28 protein-coding genes are annotated in these 17,992 nt (G+C 66.1%); all 28 read right to left on the minus strand.

Annotated elements, in window-relative coordinates; translation table 11 throughout:
* Positions 1 to 173: 173 nt before the first annotated feature.
* Entirely contained in the window at positions 174 to 287 is a 114-nt protein-coding gene (rpmJ, locus tag ABTZ17_RS03890) for a 50S ribosomal protein L36 (RefSeq protein WP_003956441.1), read from the minus strand.
* Positions 288 to 347: 60 nt separating this feature from the next.
* The gene (infA, locus tag ABTZ17_RS03895) at positions 348 to 569 is read right to left on the minus strand and encodes a translation initiation factor IF-1 (RefSeq protein WP_003956442.1); all 222 of its coding nucleotides are present in this window, start codon (positions 567 to 569) and stop codon (positions 348 to 350) included.
* Positions 570 to 1,083: 514 nt separating this feature from the next.
* Positions 1,084 to 1,935, minus strand: coding sequence for a type I methionyl aminopeptidase (gene map / locus ABTZ17_RS03900; protein ID WP_352193886.1), 852 nt, complete (start codon positions 1,933 to 1,935; stop codon positions 1,084 to 1,086).
* Between the two features lie 105 nt (positions 1,936 to 2,040).
* Entirely contained in the window at positions 2,041 to 2,688 is a 648-nt protein-coding gene (locus ABTZ17_RS03905) for an adenylate kinase (RefSeq protein ID WP_352193887.1), read from the minus strand.
* Positions 2,688 to 4,007, minus strand: coding sequence for a preprotein translocase subunit SecY (gene secY / locus ABTZ17_RS03910; protein ID WP_352193888.1), 1,320 nt, complete (start codon positions 4,005 to 4,007; stop codon positions 2,688 to 2,690). The genes ABTZ17_RS03905 and secY overlap by 1 nt, the downstream gene beginning before the upstream one ends.
* Before the next feature lie 344 nt (positions 4,008 to 4,351).
* Positions 4,352 to 4,807, minus strand: a complete 456-nt coding sequence (gene rplO / locus ABTZ17_RS03915; RefSeq protein ID WP_352193889.1) for a 50S ribosomal protein L15 — start codon at positions 4,805 to 4,807, stop codon at positions 4,352 to 4,354.
* Positions 4,808 to 4,809: 2 nt separating this feature from the next.
* Positions 4,810 to 4,992 (minus strand): 50S ribosomal protein L30, encoded by a 183-nt coding sequence (gene rpmD, locus ABTZ17_RS03920; protein WP_005313525.1) that lies wholly within the window; start codon positions 4,990 to 4,992, stop codon positions 4,810 to 4,812.
* Complete coding sequence (rpsE, locus tag ABTZ17_RS03925; protein WP_030201551.1) at positions 4,992 to 5,597, minus strand: 30S ribosomal protein S5; 606 nt, start codon at positions 5,595 to 5,597, stop codon at positions 4,992 to 4,994. Before rpsE ends, rpmD begins: the two co-directional genes overlap by 1 nt.
* A gap of 45 nt (positions 5,598 to 5,642) precedes the next feature.
* Positions 5,643 to 6,026: a 50S ribosomal protein L18 gene (rplR, locus tag ABTZ17_RS03930; RefSeq protein ID WP_352193890.1), complete on the minus strand. Its 384-nt coding sequence runs from the start codon at positions 6,024 to 6,026 to the stop codon at positions 5,643 to 5,645.
* A gap of 4 nt (positions 6,027 to 6,030) precedes the next feature.
* Positions 6,031 to 6,570, minus strand: coding sequence for a 50S ribosomal protein L6 (gene rplF / locus ABTZ17_RS03935; protein ID WP_352193891.1), 540 nt, complete (start codon positions 6,568 to 6,570; stop codon positions 6,031 to 6,033).
* Positions 6,571 to 6,590: 20 nt separating this feature from the next.
* Complete coding sequence (rpsH, locus tag ABTZ17_RS03940; RefSeq protein WP_042812335.1) at positions 6,591 to 6,989, minus strand: 30S ribosomal protein S8; 399 nt, start codon at positions 6,987 to 6,989, stop codon at positions 6,591 to 6,593.
* Between the two features lie 219 nt (positions 6,990 to 7,208).
* Complete coding sequence (locus ABTZ17_RS03945) at positions 7,209 to 7,394, minus strand: type Z 30S ribosomal protein S14 (protein WP_003956452.1); 186 nt, start codon at positions 7,392 to 7,394, stop codon at positions 7,209 to 7,211.
* Between the two features lie 5 nt (positions 7,395 to 7,399).
* Positions 7,400 to 7,951, minus strand: a complete 552-nt coding sequence (gene rplE, locus ABTZ17_RS03950) for a 50S ribosomal protein L5 (protein ID WP_352193892.1) — start codon at positions 7,949 to 7,951, stop codon at positions 7,400 to 7,402.
* Positions 7,951 to 8,262 (minus strand): 50S ribosomal protein L24, encoded by a 312-nt coding sequence (rplX, locus tag ABTZ17_RS03955; RefSeq protein ID WP_352193893.1) that lies wholly within the window; start codon positions 8,260 to 8,262, stop codon positions 7,951 to 7,953. The genes rplE and rplX overlap by 1 nt, the downstream gene beginning before the upstream one ends.
* A 2-nt stretch (positions 8,263 to 8,264) precedes the next feature.
* The gene (gene rplN / locus ABTZ17_RS03960) at positions 8,265 to 8,633 is read right to left on the minus strand and encodes a 50S ribosomal protein L14 (protein WP_003956455.1); all 369 of its coding nucleotides are present in this window, start codon (positions 8,631 to 8,633) and stop codon (positions 8,265 to 8,267) included.
* Positions 8,634 to 8,730: 97 nt separating this feature from the next.
* A complete protein-coding gene (rpsQ, locus tag ABTZ17_RS03965) occupies positions 8,731 to 9,012 on the minus strand; it encodes a 30S ribosomal protein S17 (RefSeq protein WP_352193894.1) in 282 nt (93 codons plus the stop codon).
* On the minus strand, positions 9,012 to 9,236 hold the full coding sequence (gene rpmC / locus ABTZ17_RS03970) for a 50S ribosomal protein L29 (protein WP_150258781.1): 225 nt from the start codon (positions 9,234 to 9,236) through the stop codon (positions 9,012 to 9,014). Before rpmC ends, rpsQ begins: the two co-directional genes overlap by 1 nt.
* Positions 9,236 to 9,655, minus strand: a complete 420-nt coding sequence (rplP, locus tag ABTZ17_RS03975; protein ID WP_352193895.1) for a 50S ribosomal protein L16 — start codon at positions 9,653 to 9,655, stop codon at positions 9,236 to 9,238. Before rplP ends, rpmC begins: the two co-directional genes overlap by 1 nt.
* Positions 9,656 to 9,660: 5 nt before the next feature.
* Positions 9,661 to 10,494, minus strand: coding sequence for a 30S ribosomal protein S3 (gene rpsC / locus ABTZ17_RS03980; RefSeq protein ID WP_352193896.1), 834 nt, complete (start codon positions 10,492 to 10,494; stop codon positions 9,661 to 9,663).
* Complete coding sequence (rplV, locus tag ABTZ17_RS03985) at positions 10,494 to 10,841, minus strand: 50S ribosomal protein L22 (protein ID WP_226734108.1); 348 nt, start codon at positions 10,839 to 10,841, stop codon at positions 10,494 to 10,496. Before rplV ends, rpsC begins: the two co-directional genes overlap by 1 nt.
* 43 nt (positions 10,842 to 10,884) lie before the next feature.
* Positions 10,885 to 11,166 (minus strand): 30S ribosomal protein S19, encoded by a 282-nt coding sequence (gene rpsS / locus ABTZ17_RS03990; protein ID WP_007265903.1) that lies wholly within the window; start codon positions 11,164 to 11,166, stop codon positions 10,885 to 10,887.
* A 12-nt stretch (positions 11,167 to 11,178) separates the two neighbouring features.
* Positions 11,179 to 12,015, minus strand: coding sequence for a 50S ribosomal protein L2 (gene rplB / locus ABTZ17_RS03995; RefSeq protein ID WP_352193897.1), 837 nt, complete (start codon positions 12,013 to 12,015; stop codon positions 11,179 to 11,181).
* A gap of 39 nt (positions 12,016 to 12,054) precedes the next feature.
* Positions 12,055 to 12,375, minus strand: coding sequence for a 50S ribosomal protein L23 (rplW, locus tag ABTZ17_RS04000; protein ID WP_125642234.1), 321 nt, complete (start codon positions 12,373 to 12,375; stop codon positions 12,055 to 12,057).
* Positions 12,375 to 13,025, minus strand: a complete 651-nt coding sequence (gene rplD / locus ABTZ17_RS04005) for a 50S ribosomal protein L4 (protein ID WP_352193898.1) — start codon at positions 13,023 to 13,025, stop codon at positions 12,375 to 12,377. Before rplD ends, rplW begins: the two co-directional genes overlap by 1 nt.
* A 5-nt stretch (positions 13,026 to 13,030) precedes the next feature.
* Entirely contained in the window at positions 13,031 to 13,675 is a 645-nt protein-coding gene (gene rplC / locus ABTZ17_RS04010; RefSeq protein WP_352193899.1) for a 50S ribosomal protein L3, read from the minus strand.
* A 14-nt stretch (positions 13,676 to 13,689) separates the two neighbouring features.
* Positions 13,690 to 13,998 carry a 30S ribosomal protein S10 gene (gene rpsJ / locus ABTZ17_RS04015; protein ID WP_003948644.1) on the minus strand — a complete coding sequence of 103 codons (309 nt, stop codon included), beginning with the start codon at positions 13,996 to 13,998 and terminating at the stop codon, positions 13,690 to 13,692.
* 508 nt (positions 13,999 to 14,506) lie between these two features.
* Positions 14,507 to 15,700 (minus strand): elongation factor Tu, encoded by a 1,194-nt coding sequence (gene tuf / locus ABTZ17_RS04020; RefSeq protein ID WP_352193900.1) that lies wholly within the window; start codon positions 15,698 to 15,700, stop codon positions 14,507 to 14,509.
* A 147-nt stretch (positions 15,701 to 15,847) separates the two neighbouring features.
* Positions 15,848 to 17,980, minus strand: a complete 2,133-nt coding sequence (gene fusA / locus ABTZ17_RS04025; protein ID WP_352193901.1) for an elongation factor G — start codon at positions 17,978 to 17,980, stop codon at positions 15,848 to 15,850.
* Positions 17,981 to 17,992 lie beyond the last annotated feature (12 nt).

Genomic DNA, 17,992 nt, shown 5'->3' on the forward strand with positions numbered 1-17,992 from the left:
GTGTTCGGGGGTCTTCAGCAAAGCCACTCCCGATCCGCCGTATGAGGTACAGATCGGGTCTCCGGCCCCCGCCGGAGGTGCCGCCGACCCCGGAAGGGGGCTGGGCGGGCTCTGCGTATGTACGAGTGTTGCGTCGCGCGAAGAACTGCGAAATGCAGGTCGGTCGGCGTGCGTCAGCCCTGGCGCTGCTTGTGGCGCAGGTTGTCGCAGATGACCATGACCCGGCCGTGACGGCGGATCACCTTGCACTTGTCGCAGATCTTCTTGACGCTCGGCTTGACCTTCATGTGGGTGAGGTTCTCCGGGTCAGTGCCACCACCCCGCGGAGCGGGGCGCGGGGGCAAGATCTACTTGTATCGGTAGACGATCCGGCCACGCGTCAGGTCGTAGGGAGAGAGCTCCACGACGACCCGGTCATCCGGGAGGATACGGATGTAGTGCATCCGCATCTTTCCGCTGATGTGCGCGAGGACCTTGTGACCGTTCTGGAGCTCCACCTTGAACATCGCGTTCGGGAGGGACTCGATCACGGTGCCCTCGATCTCGATGGCACCTTGCTTCTTGGCCACGCTTCGCCTTTCGAATCGGCTACCTTGATCAGCTCCCCGCAGGCACGAAGACATGCGGATGCAAAGGAGCCGACGAGTCAGTCTACGTCAGGGCACCCAGAAAGACGAATCCGGAAAGTTTGCCCCACAGCGTAGATCATTAACCGAGCGGGCCCGAGCGAGGCCCGGGCCCGCAGCCGGCACCACGCCAACGGGTCCGGGGCCGTCGTGATGCCGTACTCGGCCGGCTTCCCCTTGCCGCAGACCACTCCCCCACGCCACCCTCGCAGCCTCGGCGCCCCGGGGGCGCCTCACCGCTTCGCGCGGCTGCGCCGGACTCCGCCCGGCGGAAACCCGCGACCCGAGGCCTCAGCCCAACGGGTCCGGGGCCGTCGTGATGCCGTACTCGGCCGGCTTCGCCTTGCCGCAGACCACTCCCCCACGCCACCCTCGCAGCCTCGGCGCCCCGGGGGCGCCTCACCGCTTCGCGCGGCTGCGCCGGACTCCGCCCGGCGGGAACCCGCGACCCGAGGTCTCAGCCCAACGGGTCCGGGGCCGTCGTGATGCCGTACTCGGCCAGCTTCGCCTTGCCGCAGTCGGGGGCCGTGAGGACCAGCGGGCCCTCTTCGGTCAGGGCCACCGAGTGCTCCCAGTGCGAGGACCAGGTGCCGTCCGTGGTGACGACCGTCCAGTCGTCCGCCAGGACCTCGGTCTTCGCGGTGCCCAGCGAGACCATCGGCTCGATGGCCAGGCACAGGCCGGGGACCAGCTTCACGCCCTTGCCCCGCTTGCGGGAGACGTAGTTCAGCAGGTGCGGGTCCATGTGCATCTCGGTGCCGATGCCGTGGCCGCCGTAGTCCTCGACGATCCCGTACTTGCCGAGGCTGTGGTCACCGAGCGCCGGCCGCGGCTGCCGCTTGATGGAGGACTCGATGGCCTTGGAGATGTCCACGAGCCGGTTCCCGGCCTTCATGGCGGCGATCCCGGCCCACATGGACTCCTCGGTCACCCGGGAGAGGTCCAGGAGCTCGGGCGCGTGCCCGGTGCCCACGAAGGCCGTGTAGGCGGCGTCCCCGTGCCAGCCGTCCACGATGGCGCCGGCGTCGATGGAGATGACGTCCCCGTCCTTGAGGACGGTCTTGTCGTCGGGGATGCCGTGCACGACGACCTCGTTCACCGAGGTGCAGATCGTGGCGGGGAAGCCGCCGTAGCCGAGGAAGTTCGACTTGGCCCCGTGGTCCGCGATGACCTTGCGGGCGACCATGTCCAGGTCCCGGGTGGTGGCGCCGGGCACGGCGGCCTCACGGGTCGCCGCGTGGATGGCGGCGACGACCAGCCCCGCCTCGCGCATCTTCGCGATCTGCTCCGGGGACTTGATCTGGACCATGCTGCCTCTTGCCTCTCGTACGGACGCCTCGTGCGGAACGCCTCTGCTCAACAGTACGGCCGCGGCGTCCGGAGGACACCGCGGCCGTACGGGGCTACTGCGGTACTACTTCTTGAGGGCTTCCATCGCGCGCTGCGTGACGTCCTGCACCTCGCCGAGGGCCGAGATCGTCACCAGCAGGCCCTGGGCCTTGTAGTAGTCGATGATCGGCTCGGTCTGCGTGTGGTAGACCTCCAGCCGGTTGCGCACCGTGTCCTCGGTGTCGTCACCGCGCTGGTAGAGCTCGCCGCCGCACTGGTCGCAGACGCCGTCCGCCTTCGGCGGGGCGTAGGAGACGTGGAAGACGTGCGAGGAGTCCTTGCGGCAGATCCGGCGGCCCGCGATGCGCTTGACCACCTCGTCCTCCTCGACCTCCAGGTCGAGGACCGCGTCGAGCTTCATGCCCGAGGCGCGCAGCATCTCGTCCAGGGCCTCGGCCTGGGACACGTTCCGCGGGAAGCCGTCCAGCAGGAAGCCGTTGACGGCGTCCGGCTGCTCCATGCGGTCCTTGGCCATGCCGATGGTCACCTCGTCGGGGACGAGGTCACCGGCGTCCATGTACGCCTTGGCCTTCAGACCGAGCTCGGTGCCCTGGCTGATGTTGGCGCGGAAGAGGTCGCCCGTGGAGATGTGCGGGATCGACAGGTTCTTGGCGAGGAACGCGGCCTGCGTTCCCTTGCCAGCCCCGGGAGGCCCGACGAGGACGATTCGCATCAGCGGAGGAACCCTTCGTAATTGCGCTGCTGGAGCTGGCTCTCGATCTGCTTCACGGTCTCCAGACCCACACCCACGATGATCAGGATGCTCGTCCCGCCGAAGGGGAAGTTCTGGTTCGCGCCGAAGCCCGCCAACGCCATCGTCGGCACAAGAGCGATGAGACCCAGGTACAGCGACCCCGGCCAGGTGATCCGGTTGAGCACGTAGCTCAGGTACTCGGCAGTGGGTCGGCCGGCCCGGATGCCCGGGATGAACCCACCATACTTCTTCATGTTGTCCGAGACTTCCTCCGGGTTGAACGAGATCGCCACGTAGAAGAACGCGAAGAACACGATCAGGAAGAAGTAGGCCGCGATGTAGTACGGGTGGTCACCCTTGACGAAGTGCTTCTGGATCCAGACGGCCCAGCCTGCCTGGGAGTTGCTGAACTGGACGATCAGCGCCGGGATGTACAGCAGCGACGAGGCGAAGATGACCGGGATCACACCGGCCTGGTTCACCTTGAGCGGGATGTACGTCGACGTACCCCCGTAGGCCCGACGGCCGATCATGCGCTTGGCGTACTGCACCGGGATCCGGCGCTGCGCCTGCTCGACGAAGACCACCAGGGCCACCATCGCGAGGCCCACGAGGATCACGACGCCGAACTCGACCCAGCCATCGGCGATCTTGCCCTGGAGCTTGATGGCCCACAGGGAGCCGACGAAGCCGGCGGCGATCGAGATGAACATGAGGATCGACATGCCGTTGCCGATGCCGCGGTCGGTGATGAGCTCGCCCATCCACATGACCACGCAGGTACCGGCGGTCATCGTGATGACCATGACGACCGTGGTGAAGATGGACTGGTCCGGGACGATCTGGTTCGCCACGGGGCAGCCCGAGCCCTGGAACAGCGCGCCGCTGCGGGCGGTCGCGACGAGGCCGGTGCCCTGGAGGATGGCGAGGGCGACCGTCAGATAACGCGTGTACTGCGTGATCTTCGCGGTGCCGGACTGCCCCTCCTTCTTGAGGTTCTCCAGCCTGGGGATCACCACGGTCAGCAGCTGCAGGATGATGCTCGCCGTGATGTACGGCATGATGCCGAGCGCGAAGATGGTGATCTGAAGCAGCGCACCACCGCTGAACATCTGCATCAGGCCCATGAGGCCCTGCCCGGAACCCGCCTGGTCGAGGCAGATCTGGACGTTCTTGTAGCTGACACCGGGGATCGGGATCTGCGACCCGAGCCGGTACAGCACGATGATGCCGAGTGTGAAGAGCAGCTTCTTGCGCAGGTCGGGCGTCTTGAACGCCCGGGCGAACGCGGTGAGCACGGTGCCTCCTGCGACCCCCGCGTACGCGTGAGGTGACGGTTTGGTCAGTCGGTGGTTACAGACGAGGCAGTCGCACACTGGTCGAGGGTGCAGACTGCCCGGAGATTAGCAACGCCACCTTACCCGCACGCCACCTCAGCGTGAAACATCCAGTCTGGGCCAGGGTCGGCCTTGCCCCGGCCCGTACTGCTTTCTGCGGGTGCGGCCGACCGAAATCACAGCCGAAAGTCGTAAGTCGCGTAACCCCGAAACGGGACAAGCCCGGCCGGTACCCCCCGAAAGGGGGACCGGCCGGGCTTGGCCATTCCGTGTCAGCTCGCGCCGTCCGGAACCTCCGAAGAGATTCAGACCAGCTCGGTGACGGTGCCGCCGGCGGCGGCGATCTTCTCCTTGGCGGAGCCGGAGACGGCGTCGACCGTCACCTGCAGCGCCACGGAGATCTCGCCCTGGCCCAGGACCTTGACGAGGCTGTTCTTGCGCACGGCACCGCGCTCGACGAGACCGGCCACGGTGACCTCTCCACCCTCGGGGTAGAGCTCGGCCAGCTTGGCCAGGTTCACGACCTGGTACTCCGTGCGGAACGGGTTCTTGAAGCCCTTGAGCTTCGGGAGGCGCATGTGGAGGGGCATCTGCCCACCCTCGAAGCGCTCCGGAACCTGGTAACGGGCCTTGGTGCCCTTGGTACCACGACCGGCCGTCTTACCCTTGGACGCCTCACCACGACCCACACGGGTCTTGGCGGTCTTGGCGCCCGGGGCGGGACGGAGGTTGTGGATCTTGAGCGGGTTGTTCTCCGCCATGATCAGTCGACCTCCTCAACCGTCACGAGGTGGCGGACGGTGTGCACCATTCCGCGGAACTCGGGGCGGTCCTCCTTGACGACCACGTCGTTCAGGCGCTTCAGCCCGAGCGAACGAAGGGTGTCGCGGTGGTTCTGCTTGCTACCGATGTACGACTTCGTCTGCGTGATCTTGAGGCGAGCCATTACGCACCCGCTCCCGCACGCGCACGAAGCAGAGCCGCGGGGGCGACGTCCTCGAGGGGCAGACCACGGCGAGCCGCGATCTCCTCGGGACGCTGCAGGCCCTTCAGGGCCTCCACGGTCGCGTGCACGATGTTGATCGCGTTGTCGGAGCCGAGCGACTTCGACAGGATGTCGTGAACACCGGCGCACTCGAGGACGGCGCGCACGGGGCCACCGGCGATCACACCGGTACCGGGGGAAGCAGGCTTCAGCAGGACGACGCCCGCCGCCTTCTCACCCTGGATGGGGTGGGGGATGGTGCCCTGGATACGGGGGACCTTGAAGAAGTGCTTCTTGGCCTCCTCAACACCCTTGGCGATGGCGGCCGGCACCTCCTTGGCCTTGCCGTAACCGACACCCACGGTGCCGTCACCGTCACCCACCACGACCAGCGCGGTGAAGGAGAAACGACGACCACCCTTGACAACCTTGGCGACGCGGTTGATCGCGACTACGCGCTCAACGTACGCGGTCTTCTCGGCGGCAGCAGCGCCACCGTCGCGACCCTTCCGGTCCCGCCGCTCGCCGCCACCGGCACCGCTGCCGCGGCGCTGGGGTCCAGCCATTGGATTACCTCTCTCTGTTACGTCCGTTAGTCCCGGAACCGGGGCTTAGAACTTCAGCCCGGCTTCGCGGGCGGCGTCAGCCAGAGCGGCAATGCGCCCGGCGTACCTGTTGCCACCACGGTCGAACACGACGGCCTCGACACCGGCGGCCTTGGCGCGCTCGGCGACCAGGGCGCCGACCTGCTTGGCCTGCGCGGACTTGTCGCCCTCGCCGCCACGGATCGACGCGTCCAGGTGGGACGCCGACGCCAGGGTGTGACCCTTGATGTCGTCGATCACCTGGGCGGTGATGCCGCGGTTCGAGCGGTTCACGACGAGGCGCGGACGCTCCGCCGTACCCGAGATGCTCTTGCGGATGCGGATGTGGCGGCGCGCCTTCGCAGCGCGCTTGTAAGCGTCGCCCTTGGCGATCTTCACACCGTATGCCATGGCTTTACTTACCAGCCTTTCCGACCTTGCGGCGGATGACTTCGCCCGCGTACTTGACACCCTTGGCCTTGTACGGGTCGGGCTTCCGCAGCTTGCGGATGTTGGCGGCGACCTCGCCGACCTTCTGCTTGTCGATGCCCTCGACCGAGAACTTGGTCGGCGACTCGACCTTGAAGGAGATCCCCTCGGGGGCCTCCACCAGGATCGGGTGGCTGTAGCCGAGCTGGAACTCCAGAGCGGAGCCCTTCGCGGCCACGCGGTAACCGACACCGCTGATCTCGAGCGCCTTGGTGTATCCCGTGGTCACACCGGTGATCATGTTGGCCACCAGCGTGCGGGACAGGCCGTGGAGGGCCTTGTTCTGACGCTCGTCGTTCGGACGGGTGACGTTCAGAACGCCGTCCTCGCCCTTACCGATCTCGATCGGAGCGGCAACGGTGTGCGTCAGGGAACCCTTGGAACCCTTGACGGTGACCGTGCGGCCCTCGATGGTGACGTCCACGCCGGCGGGAACCGGGATGGGGAGCTTGCCAATGCGAGACATAGCTTTTCCTCCGTTCCCGACTACCAGACGTAGGCGAGGACTTCCCCACCCACGCCCTTCTTCTGCGCCTGCTGGCCGGTCAGGAGACCGTGGGACGTGGAGATGATCGCCACGCCCAGGCCGCCGAGGACCTTCGGCAGGTTGGTGGACTTCGCGTACACGCGCAGACCCGGCTTCGAGATGCGCTTGATGCCGGCGATCGAACGCTCGCGGTTCGGCCCGAACTTCAGCTCGAGGACGAGGTTCTTGCCGACCTCGGCGTCCTCGACCTTCCAGCCGGTGATGAAACCCTCCTGCTTGAGGATTTCCGCGATGTGCGACTTGATCTTGCTGTGCGGCATCACGACGGAGTCGTGGTACGCCGAGTTAGCGTTACGCAGACGCGTGAGCATGTCTGCGATGGGGTCAGTCATGGTCATGAATCGGCCTTCGGCCTCTCTCGCCGGGGTTTCCTGTATGTGCCATCCCTCTCCCCACACAGGGGCGGGACGGGTGCGGCACGGGGACCTACGGCGTAGTAAGTCGGTAGGGCGGCGGACGCCCAACCCCACAAGCCTACGGCATGCGGGCGGGGCGGTCCGCCGTCCTGATGCTTACCGAGAGACTCCGGGAACCTCTACACCCAAGGGGTGAAGGGGTTACCAGGAGCTCTTGGTCACGCCCGGCAGCTCGCCACGGTGAGCCATCTCACGGAGGCAGACGCGGCACAGGCCGAACTTGCGGTACACAGAGTGCGGACGACCGCACCGCTGGCAACGGGTGTACGCACGCACGCCGAACTTGGGCTTGCGGGCAGCCTTCGCGATGAGAGCCTTCTTCGCCATCTCGCTTACGCCTCCTTGAACGGGAAGCCGAGGTGACGCAGAAGGGCACGGCCCTCGTCGTCGTTGGTCGCCGTGGTCACCACGGTGATGTCCATACCCCGGACACGGTCGATCTTGTCCTGGTCGATCTCGTGGAACATGACCTGCTCCGTGAGACCGAAGGTGTAGTTGCCACGGCCGTCGAACTGCTTCGGGGACAGACCGCGGAAGTCGCGGATGCGCGGCAGCGCGAGCGACAGGGTGCGGTCCAGGAACTCCCACATGCGGTCGCCACGAAGCGTGACGTGAGCACCGATCGGCTGACCCTCACGCAGCTTGAACTGCGCGATGGACTTGCGGGCCTTGGTGACGGCCGGCTTCTGACCGGTGATCGTGGTGAGGTCCTTGATGGCACCCTCGATCAGCTTGGAGTCGCGGGCGGCGTCGCCCACACCCATGTTGACCACGATCTTCACGAGGCCGGGGATCTGCATGACGTTCTCGTAGGAGAACTCCTCACGCAGCTTGCCCGCGATCTCCTCGCGGTACTTCGTCTTCAGACGCGGAGTGGTAGCCATCAGATGTCCTCACCCGTGCGCTTGGCAACGCGGATCTTGTTGCCCTCGTCGTCGAAGCGGAAACCGACGCGGGTGACGACCTTCTTGCCGTCCTTCTCCACGACCAGCTGGACGTTCGAAACGTGCACGGGGGCCTCGGTGATCACGATGCCGCCGGCCTGGTTCGGACCAGCCTTGGTGTGCTTCTTGACCCGGTTGACACCCTCGACCAGGACGCGGTTCTCAGCGGGCATGGCCTGGATGACCTTGCCCTGCTTGCCCTTGTCCTTACCGGTGATGACCTGGACCAGGTCGCCCTTCTTGATCTTCATGCTTACAGCACCTCCGGCGCGAGCGAGATGATCTTCATGAACTTCTTCTCGCGCAGCTCTCGGCCGACCGGGCCGAAGATGCGGGTGCCGCGAGGGTCGCCGTCGTTCTTCAGAATGACGGCGGCGTTCTCGTCGAAGCGGATGTACGAGCCGTCCTGGCGGCGGCGCTCCTTGACGGTGCGAACGATGACCGCCTTGACGACGTCACCCTTCTTCACGTTGCCACCGGGGATCGCGTCCTTGACGGTGGCGACGATGACGTCACCGATGCCCGCGTAGCGGCGGCCGGAGCCACCGAGAACACGGATGCAAAGGATTTCCTTGGCACCAGTGTTGTCGGCGACACGAAGCCGCGACTCCTGCTGGATCACGTCTATCTCCTGTTTGTCTGCCGGTTCCCGGCCGGGGCTTCAGCGAAGCCCCGACCGAGCCTGGCGGAACGAATCCGGGGGAAGCCCCCCGGACTGATTACTTGGCCTTCTCGAGGATCTCGACGACGCGCCACCGCTTGGTCGCGGACAGCGGACGCGTCTCCATGAGGAGAACGCGGTCGCCGATACCCGCGGCGTTGGCCTCGTCGTGCGCCTTGAGCTTGTTCGTACGGCGGATGACCTTGCCGTACAGCGCGTGCTTCACACGGTCCTCGACGGCGACGACGACGGTCTTGTCCATCTTGTCGCTGACGACCAGACCCTCACGGGTCTTGCGGAAACCGCGGTCGGCCTTCTCAGTCACGTTGTTCTCGCTCATCAGGCGCTCTCCACCGTCTCGATACCGAGCTCACGCTCGTGCATCAGGGTGTAGATGCGAGCGATGTCCTTACGGACGGACTTGAGCCGACCGTTGTTCTCCAGCTGACCCGTGGCCGCCTGGAAACGGAGCTTGAAGAGCTCCTCCTTGGCCTCACGCAGCTTGCCAACGAGTTCCTCGTTGCCCAGCTCACGCAGCTCCGACGCCTTGGTACCGGCCGCCATCACGACTCACCTGCCTCGCGCTTGACGATCCGGCACTTCATCGGCAGCTTGTGGGCCGCACGAGTCAGAGCCTCACGCGCAATCTTCTCGTTCGGGTAGGACAGCTCGAACATGACCCGGCCCGGGTGCACGTTCGCGATCCACCACTCCGGGGAACCCTTACCGGAACCCATGCGGGTCTCGGCAGGCTTCTTCGTGAGCGGGCGGTCCGGGTAGATGTTGATCCAGACCTTGCCGCCACGCTTGATGTGGCGGGTCATGGCGATACGAGCGGACTCGATCTGGCGGTTGGTCACGTACGCCGGGGTCAGCGCCTGGATGCCGTACTCGCCGAATGCCACCTCAGTGCCACCCTTGGCCATGCCGCGGCGCTTGGGGTGGTGCTGCTTGCGGTGCTTGACCCTACGAGGGATCAGCATGTCGGTCAGGCCTCCGTTCCGGTGCTCTCGGCCGGAGCGGCGGCAGCGGCCTCGGCCTTGGGGGCCTCGGCGGCAGCAGCCTGCTGCGGCTTGCGGCCACCACGGCCGCCACGCTCGCCACCGCGGCCACCACGGCCGGCGGGGCGGTCAGCGCCACCACGGGCCGGGCGGTTGCCCGCACGGGCCGCGGCGTTCTCGGCGCGGACCTCGGCGATGTTCTTGACGTCGCCCTTGTAGATCCAGACCTTCACGCCGATGCGGCCGAAGGTGGTCTTGGCCTCGAAGAAGCCGTACTCGACGTTCGCGCGCAGCGTGTGCAGCGGCACACGACCCTCGCGGTAGAACTCCGAGCGGGACATCTCGGCGCCGCCGAGACGACCGCCACACTGGATCTTGATGCCCTTGGCGCCGGCCTTCATGGCGGACTGCATGCTCTTGCGCATGGCCCGACGGAAGGAGACGCGGGAGGACAGCTGCTCGGCAACGGCCTGCGCGACGAGCTGAGCGTCGACCTCGGGGTTCTTGACCTCGAGGATGTTCAGCTGCACCTGCTTGCCGGTGAGCTTCTCGAGGTCACCGCGGATGCGGTCGGCCTCGGCGCCACGGCGGCCGATGACGATGCCCGGGCGGGCGGTGTGGATGTCCACGCGGACACGGTCACGGGTGCGCTCGATCTCAACCTTCGAGATGCCGGCGCGCTCCATGCCGGACGTCATCATCCGACGGATGGCGACGTCTTCCTTGACGTAGTCCTTGTACAGCTTGTCGGCGTACCAACGGGACTTGAAGTCCGTGGTGATACCGAGCCGGAACCCGTGCGGGTTTACCTTCTGGCCCATTACCGGGTTCCTTCCTTGCTGCTGACGACCACGGTGATGTGGGAGGTCCGCTTGCGGATCCGGTAGGCACGGCCCTGAGCACGCGGACGGAACCGCTTCAGGGTCGGGCCCTCGTCAACAAACGCCTCGCTGATGACCAGCGAGGAGGCGTCCGTGTGGTTGTAGTTGTGCGCGGCGTTGGCAATGGCGCTGTCAAGCACCTTGCCGACCGGCACAGACGCGGCCTGCGGGGCGAAACGCAGGACCGCCTGGGCCTCCGTGGCGTCCATGCCACGGATGAGGTCCACCACACGGCGGGCCTTCATGGGCGTGACGCGGATGTACCGCGCCTGGGCCCTGGCTTCCATGGTTGTCCCTTCGATGTAAGTCATTAGTCGTTCCACCCCGCGATTAGCGGCGCTTCGACTTCCGGTCGTCCTTGACGTGGCCGCGGAAGGTGCGAGTCGGCGAGAACTCGCCGAGCTTGTGGCCGACCATGGACTCGGTGACGAACACCGGGACATGGGTCTTGCCGTTGTGCACCGCGATGGTGTGACCCAGCATGCTGGGGATGATCATCGAGCGACGGGACCAGGTCTTGATGACGTTCTTGGTGCCGGCTTCGTTCTGGGCGTCCACCTTCTTTACGAGGTGGTCGTCGACGAAGGGCCCCTTCTTGAGACTGCGCGGCATCTAAACCCGCTCCTAGCGCTTCTTGTTCGTCTTGCGGCGGCGGACGATGTACTTGCTCGAAGCCTTCTTCGGCGAGCGAGTACGACCCTCCTTCTGACCCCACGGGGAGACCGGGTGGCGACCACCGGAGGTCTTGCCCTCACCACCACCGTGCGGGTGGTCAACCGGGTTCATCGCGACACCGCGGACGGTCGGGCGGACGCCCTTCCAGCGCATGCGGCCGGCCTTGCCCCAGTTGATGTTCGACTGCTCGGCGTTGCCGACCTCGCCGATCGTGGCGCGGCAGCGCACGTCGACCAGACGGATCTCACCGGACGGCATACGGAGGTGCGCCATGGCACCTTCCTTCGCCAGCAGCTGCACGGAGGCACCCGCGGAACGGGCGAACTTGGCACCGCCACCGGGACGGAGCTCGATCGCGTGGATCGTGGTACCGACCGGGATGTTGCGGAGCGCCAGGTTGTTACCGGGCTTGATGTCGGCCGTCGGGCCGTTCTCGATCCGGTCGCCCTGGTTCAGGCCGCGCGGAGCGATGATGTAGCGCTTCTCACCGTCTGCGTAGTGCAGGAGGGCGATGCGCGCGGTGCGGTTGGGGTCGTACTCGATGTGCGCGACCTTGGCCGGCACGCCGTCCTTGTCGTGACGACGGAAGTCGATCACTCGGTAGGCGCGCTTGTGTCCGCCACCCTGGTGGCGAACGGTCACACGACCGGCGTTGTTACGGCCGCCCTTGCTGTGCAGGGGACGGACCAGCGACTTCTCCGGCGTGGACCGCGTGATCTCGACAAAGTCGGCGACGCTGGAGCCACGACGGCCCGGAGTCGTCGGCTTGTACTTGCGGATACCCATTTCTCAGTCCTCGTCCGATATTCGGACCAGGGCGCTCCGTTAGGAGGCCTGGCCGAAGATGTCGATACGGTCGCCCTCGGCAAGGGTCACGATGGCGCGCTTGGTGTTGGCGCGCTTACCGAAACCGGTGCGGGTGCGCTTGCGCTTGCCCTGGCGGTTGATCGTGTTCACCCCGGCGACCTTGACCGAGAAGACCGCCTCGACGGCCTGCTTGATCTGGGTCTTGTTGGCACGGGGGTCGACGATGAACGTGTACTTGTTCTCGTCCAGCAGCGCGTAGCTCTTCTCGGAGACCACCGGGCGGACAAGGATGTCGCGCGGGTCCGTGAAGGTCTTGCTGGTGATCGTTGCCTCGGACATCAGGCCTCGTTCCCTTCGGTCTCATCGGCCTTGGGGCCAGACACGAAGGACTCGAGAGCGGCCTGGGTGAAGACCACGTCGTCGGAGACGAGCACGTCGTACGTGTTCAGCTGGCCCGGCTCCAGGATGTGCACCTGGGGCAGGTTGCGGGCGGACAGCCACGCGGCCTCGTCGGCACGCTCGACGACCAGGAGCAGGTTCTTGCGCTCCGAGATCTTGCCGAACAGCGTCTTGGCGGCCTTGGTGGAGGCGGCACCCTCGACCACGCCGGAGACGACGTGGATGCGGGAGTGACGGGCCCGGTCGGTGAGGGCACCGCGGAGGGCGGCGGCCTTCATCTTCTTCGGGGTCCGCTGCGAGTAGTCACGCGGCACGGGGCCGTGCACGACGCCACCGCCGGCGAACTGCGGCGCACGGGTCGAACCCTGACGGGCGCGGCCGGTGCCCTTCTGGCGGTACGGCTTCTTACCACCACCGCGGACCTCGCCACGACGCTTGACCTTGTGCGTACCCTGACGGGCGGCGGCCAGCTGCGCGACGACGACCTGGTGGATCAGCGGAACGCTGACCTTGGCGTCGAAGATCTCGGCCGGGAGCTCGACGGTCCCGGTCTTGTCGCCCGCGGGCGACAGAATGTCAATGGTGCTCATAGTCCTCAGGCCCCCTTGGCCGCAGTGCGGACCAGGACGAGGCCGCCGTTCGGACCAGGAACCGCGCCCTTGATGAGCAGCAGGCCCTTCTCCGCGTCAACGGCGTGAACGGTCAGGTTCTGGGTGGTGACCCGGTCGTTACCCATGCGGCCGGCCATCTTCATGCCCTTGAAGACACGACCCGGGGTGGCGCAGCCACCGATCGAGCCGGGCTTCCGGTGCACGCGGTGGGCACCGTGGGAAGCCTTGCCACCACGGAAGTTGTGGCGCTTCATGGCACCGGCGAAGCCCTTGCCCTTGCTCGTGCCCGTGACGTCAACCTTGACGCCGGACTCGAACACCTCGGCAGTGACCTCCTGGCCCAGCGTGTACTCGCTGGCGTCGGAGGTGCGGATCTCCACCAGGTGGCGGCGGGGGGTCACGTCGGCCTTGGCGAAGTGGCCCTTGAGGGGCTTGTTCACCTTGCGAGGGTCGATCTCGCCGAAGGCGATCTGGACCGACTCGTAGCCGTCGATGTCGTTGGAACGGACCTGGGTGACGACACAGGGCCCGGCCTTGACGACGGTCACCGGGACGACACGGTTGTTCTCGTCCCAGACCTGGGTCATGCCGAGCTTCTCGCCCAGGACGCCCTTGATCTGCTTAGCCATCTTCTCCGTGCCTCTCAGAGCTTGATCTCGATGTCAACGCCGGCCGGAAGGTCCAGGCGCATCAGCGAGTCAACGGTCTTGGGCGTCGGGTCGAGGATGTCGATCAGGCGCTTGTGCGTGCGCATCTCGAAGTGCTCGCGCGAGTCCTTGTACTTGTGCGGCGACTTGATGACGCAGTACACGTTCTTCTCAGTGGGCAGCGGCACCGGGCCCGCGACCGACGCACCAGTGCGGGTCACCGTCTCGACGATCTTCTTCGCCGAGGAGTCGATGACCTCGTGGTCGTAGGCCTTGAGCCGGATGCGGATCTTCTGTCCCGCCATGGCTACTAGTAGTCCTTTGTCTAGTGAAAACGCTCTGGTACTCGGTGCGCTGCGCTTCCGCGCCGCTTCTCTCCGACCCACGCGGTCGGGCGTGTCGCGCTCCCTCTGCAAAAAATCCCCATGCGGAAATTCCCTGCTTCGAGGGTTTGCGGCCCGTCCGGGTCCACGATTCGGGGGAGAAACACCCACCGAGTGCCTGGTGCGCACCCCGCCCACGCTTCCCGAAAGATTCCCGTACGTCCGCCTCTAGTGCTGCCCCAGGGGGCAGATGGAGGCGACGAGTACTGTGGGACTCGCTTCCGGTCCTCCCGGCGGGAGGCGCGCAGCATCGGTACTCAACCGAGCAACTAGAACAGTTTGCCATACCGGACACCGCGCGCGCCAATCGCGGCGGGCGAGCGTACCCCATCTCACACGAAGGAAGGGCCCCGCCCCGCCGCGGCTGCGGTGGGACGGGGCCCTTCCCTCGTGCATGGTGCTCCGAAGAGCTACCAGGTCAGAACACGAATTACTTCGTGATCTTGGTGACCTGGCCGGCGCCGACGGTCCGGCCACCCTCACGGATGGCGAACTTCAGGCCCTCCTCCATGGCGACCGGCTGGATCAGCGCGACGGTCATCTCGGTGTTGTCACCGGGCATGACCATCTCGGTGCCCTCGGGCAGGGTCACAACACCGGTCACGTCAGTCGTACGGAAGTAGAACTGCGGACGGTAGTTGTTGAAGAACGGCGTGTGGCGGCCACCCTCGTCCTTGGACAGGATGTAGGCCTGGGCCTCGAACTCGGTGTGCGGGGTGACCGAGCCGGGCTTGATGATGACCTGGCCGCGCTCGACGTCCTCGCGCTTGATGCCGCGGAGCAGCAGACCGACGTTCTCACCGGCCTGGCCCTCGTCGAGCAGCTTGCGGAACATCTCGATGCCGGTGACCGTGGTGGTGGTCTTGGCTTCCTTGATGCCGATGATGTCGACGGTCTCGTTGACCTTCAGGACACCACGCTCGATGCGACCGGTGACGACGGTGCCACGACCGGTGATCGTGAAGACGTCCTCGACGGGCATCAGGAACGGCTTGTCGGTGTCGCGCGGCGGGGTCGGGATCGACTCGTCCACGGCCTTCATGAGGCCGAGGAGCTTCTCGCCCCACTCCTTGTCGCCCTCGAGGGCCTTGAGCGCGGAGACCTGGACGACGGGAACGTCGTCGCCCGGGAACTCGTACTCGGAGAGGAGCTCGCGCACCTCGAGCTCGACGAGCTCCAGGATCTCCTCGTCGTCCACCATGTCGGCCTTGTTCAGGGCGACGACGATGTACGGAACGCCGACCTGGCGGGCCAGGAGCACGTGCTCCTTGGTCTGCGGCATCGGGCCGTCGGTGGCGGCGACCACGAGGATGGCGCCGTCCATCTGCGCGGCACCGGTGATCATGTTCTTGATGTAGTCCGCGTGACCCGGGCAGTCGACGTGGGCGTAGTGACGCGCCTCGGTCTGGTACTCGACGTGCGCGATGGAGATGGTGATACCGCGCTGGCGCTCCTCAGGAGCCTTGTCGATCTGGTCGAAGGCCGAGGCCTCGTTCAGGTCCGGGTACGCGTCGTGCAGCACCTTGGTAATGGCGGCCGTGAGGGTCGTCTTACCGTGGTCAATGTGACCGATGGTGCCGATGTTGACGTGCGGCTTAGTCCGCTCGAACTTCGCCTTCGCCACTGGGGTCCTCCTGGGAAGTGGTTCTGTACGCCTTACTCATCGGCGCCAGGTGATCTTTGCTGGGATGCCGGTCCCCCTGGGGCAACGTGGCGGTTGCCTGTTGCCCCAGGGATTCCGGTGACAAGCCTAAAGCGTGAAACGAGTGAGTTACTCGCCCTTGGCCTTCGCGATGATCTCCTCGGCGACGTTCCGGGGAACCTCGGCGTAGGAGTCGAACTGCATCGAGTAGCTTGCGCGACCCGAGGTCTTGCTGCGGAGGTCGCCGACGTAGCCGAACATCTCCGAAAGCGGCACGAGGCCCTTGACGATCTTGGCTCCGTGACGGTCCTCCATGGCCTGGATCTGGCCACGGCGGGAGTTGATGTCACCGATGACGTCGCCCATGGACTCCTCGGGCGTGGTGACCTCGACGGCCATCATCGGCTCGAGCAGCACGGGGCTGGCCTTGCGCGCACCCTCCTTGAACGCCTGCGAACCGGCGATCTTGAAGGCGAGCTCGGAGGAGTCGACCTCGTGGTAGCCACCGTCGAGAAGAATGACGCGGACGCCCGTCATCTCGTAGCCGGCCAGGATGCCGAACTGCATGGCCTCCTGCGCACCCGCGTCGACCGAAGGGATGTACTCCTTCGGGATGCGGCCACCGGTGACCTTGTTCACGAACTCGTAGGCGGGGCCCTCGGGGTCCGTGATCGGCTCGATCGCGATCTGCACCTTGGCGAACTGACCGGTACCACCGGTCTGCTTCTTGTGGGTGAAGTCGATGCGCTCGACGGCCTTGCGGATCGTCTCGCGGTACGCGACCTGCGGCTTGCCGACGTTGGCCTCGACCTTGAACTCGCGCTTCATGCGGTCGACCAGCACCTCGAGGTGCAGCTCGCCCATGCCGCCGAGGATGGTCTGGCCCGTCTCCTCGTCCGAGTGGACGTGGAAGGAGGGGTCCTCCTCCGCGAGACGCTGGATGGCGACACCCAGCTTCTCCTGGTCACCCTTGGACTTGGGCTCGATGGCGACCTGGATGACCGGCGCCGGGAAGTCCATGGACTCCAGGATGACCGGCTGCTTGTCGTCGCACAGCGTCTCACCGGTGGTGGTCTGCTTCAGGCCCATGACGGCGACGATGTCGCCGGCGCCCACCGCGTCGATCTCCTCACGCTTGTTCGCGTGCATGCGGTAGATCTTGCCGATGCGCTCCTTCTTGCCCTTGACGGAGTTCAGCACCGAGGTGCCGGCCTCCAGGCGGCCCGAGTAGACCCGGACGAAGGTGAGCTTGCCGAGGTGCGGGTCGCTCATGATCTTGAACGCGAGCGCGGCGAGGGGCTCCTCGTCCGACGGCTTGCGCTTCACGACGACCTCGGCGTCCTTGACGTCGTGGCCCTCGATGGCCTCGATGTCCAGGGGGGACGGGAGGTAGCGGACGACCGCGTCGAGCAGGGGCTGGACGCCCTTGTTCTTGAACGCCGTGCCACAGAACACCGCGGTGATCGTGGGCTCGCCCTTGCCCTTGCCGGAGCCGAGGATGATGCGGCGCACGGCCGCGTGCAGCTGCTCCTCGGACGGCTCGTCGCCGTTGAGGAAGAGCTCCATCATCTCTTCGTCGTTCTCGGCAACGGTCTCGACGAGCTTGCCGCGCCATTCCTCGGCCAGCTCGGTGTGCGAGGCCGGGATGTCGACGACGTCGTACATCTCGCCCTTGGTCGCCTCGGCGGACCAGACGAGCGCCTTCATGCGCACGAGGTCGACGACGCCCTGGAAGTCGGCCTCGGCACCGATCGGCAGCTGCATCACGATCGGAACCGCGCCCAGGCGGTCCTTGATCATGTCGACGCAGCGCATGAACTCGGCGCCGGTACGGTCCAGCTTGTTGACGAAGCAGATGCGCGGGACGCCGTAACGGTCGGCCTGGCGCCACACCGTCTCGGACTGCGGCTCAACACCGGCCACACCGTCGAACACGGTGACGGCACCGTCGAGGACGCGGAGCGAACGCTCCACCTCGACCGTGAAGTCCACGTGACCCGGGGTGTCGATGATGTTGATCGTGTGATCGACGTCCTCGAGCGGCCAGTGACAGGTCGTCGCGGCGGACGTGATCGTGATGCCGCGCTCCTGCTCCTGCTCCATCCAGTCCATCGTCGCGGCGCCGTCGTGGACCTCGCCGATCTTGTACGACACACCGGTGTAGAACAGGATGCGCTCGGTCGTGGTCGTCTTGCCCGCGTCGATGTGGGCCATGATGCCGATGTTGCGCACCTTGGCCAGGTCAAGCGAAGTGGTAGCCATAAGGCTTCAGTC

Origin of the sequence: Streptomyces sp. NPDC097619, assembly GCF_040302735.1 — a bacterium.
In the GTDB taxonomy this organism is placed as follows: domain Bacteria; phylum Actinomycetota; class Actinomycetes; order Streptomycetales; family Streptomycetaceae; genus Streptomyces.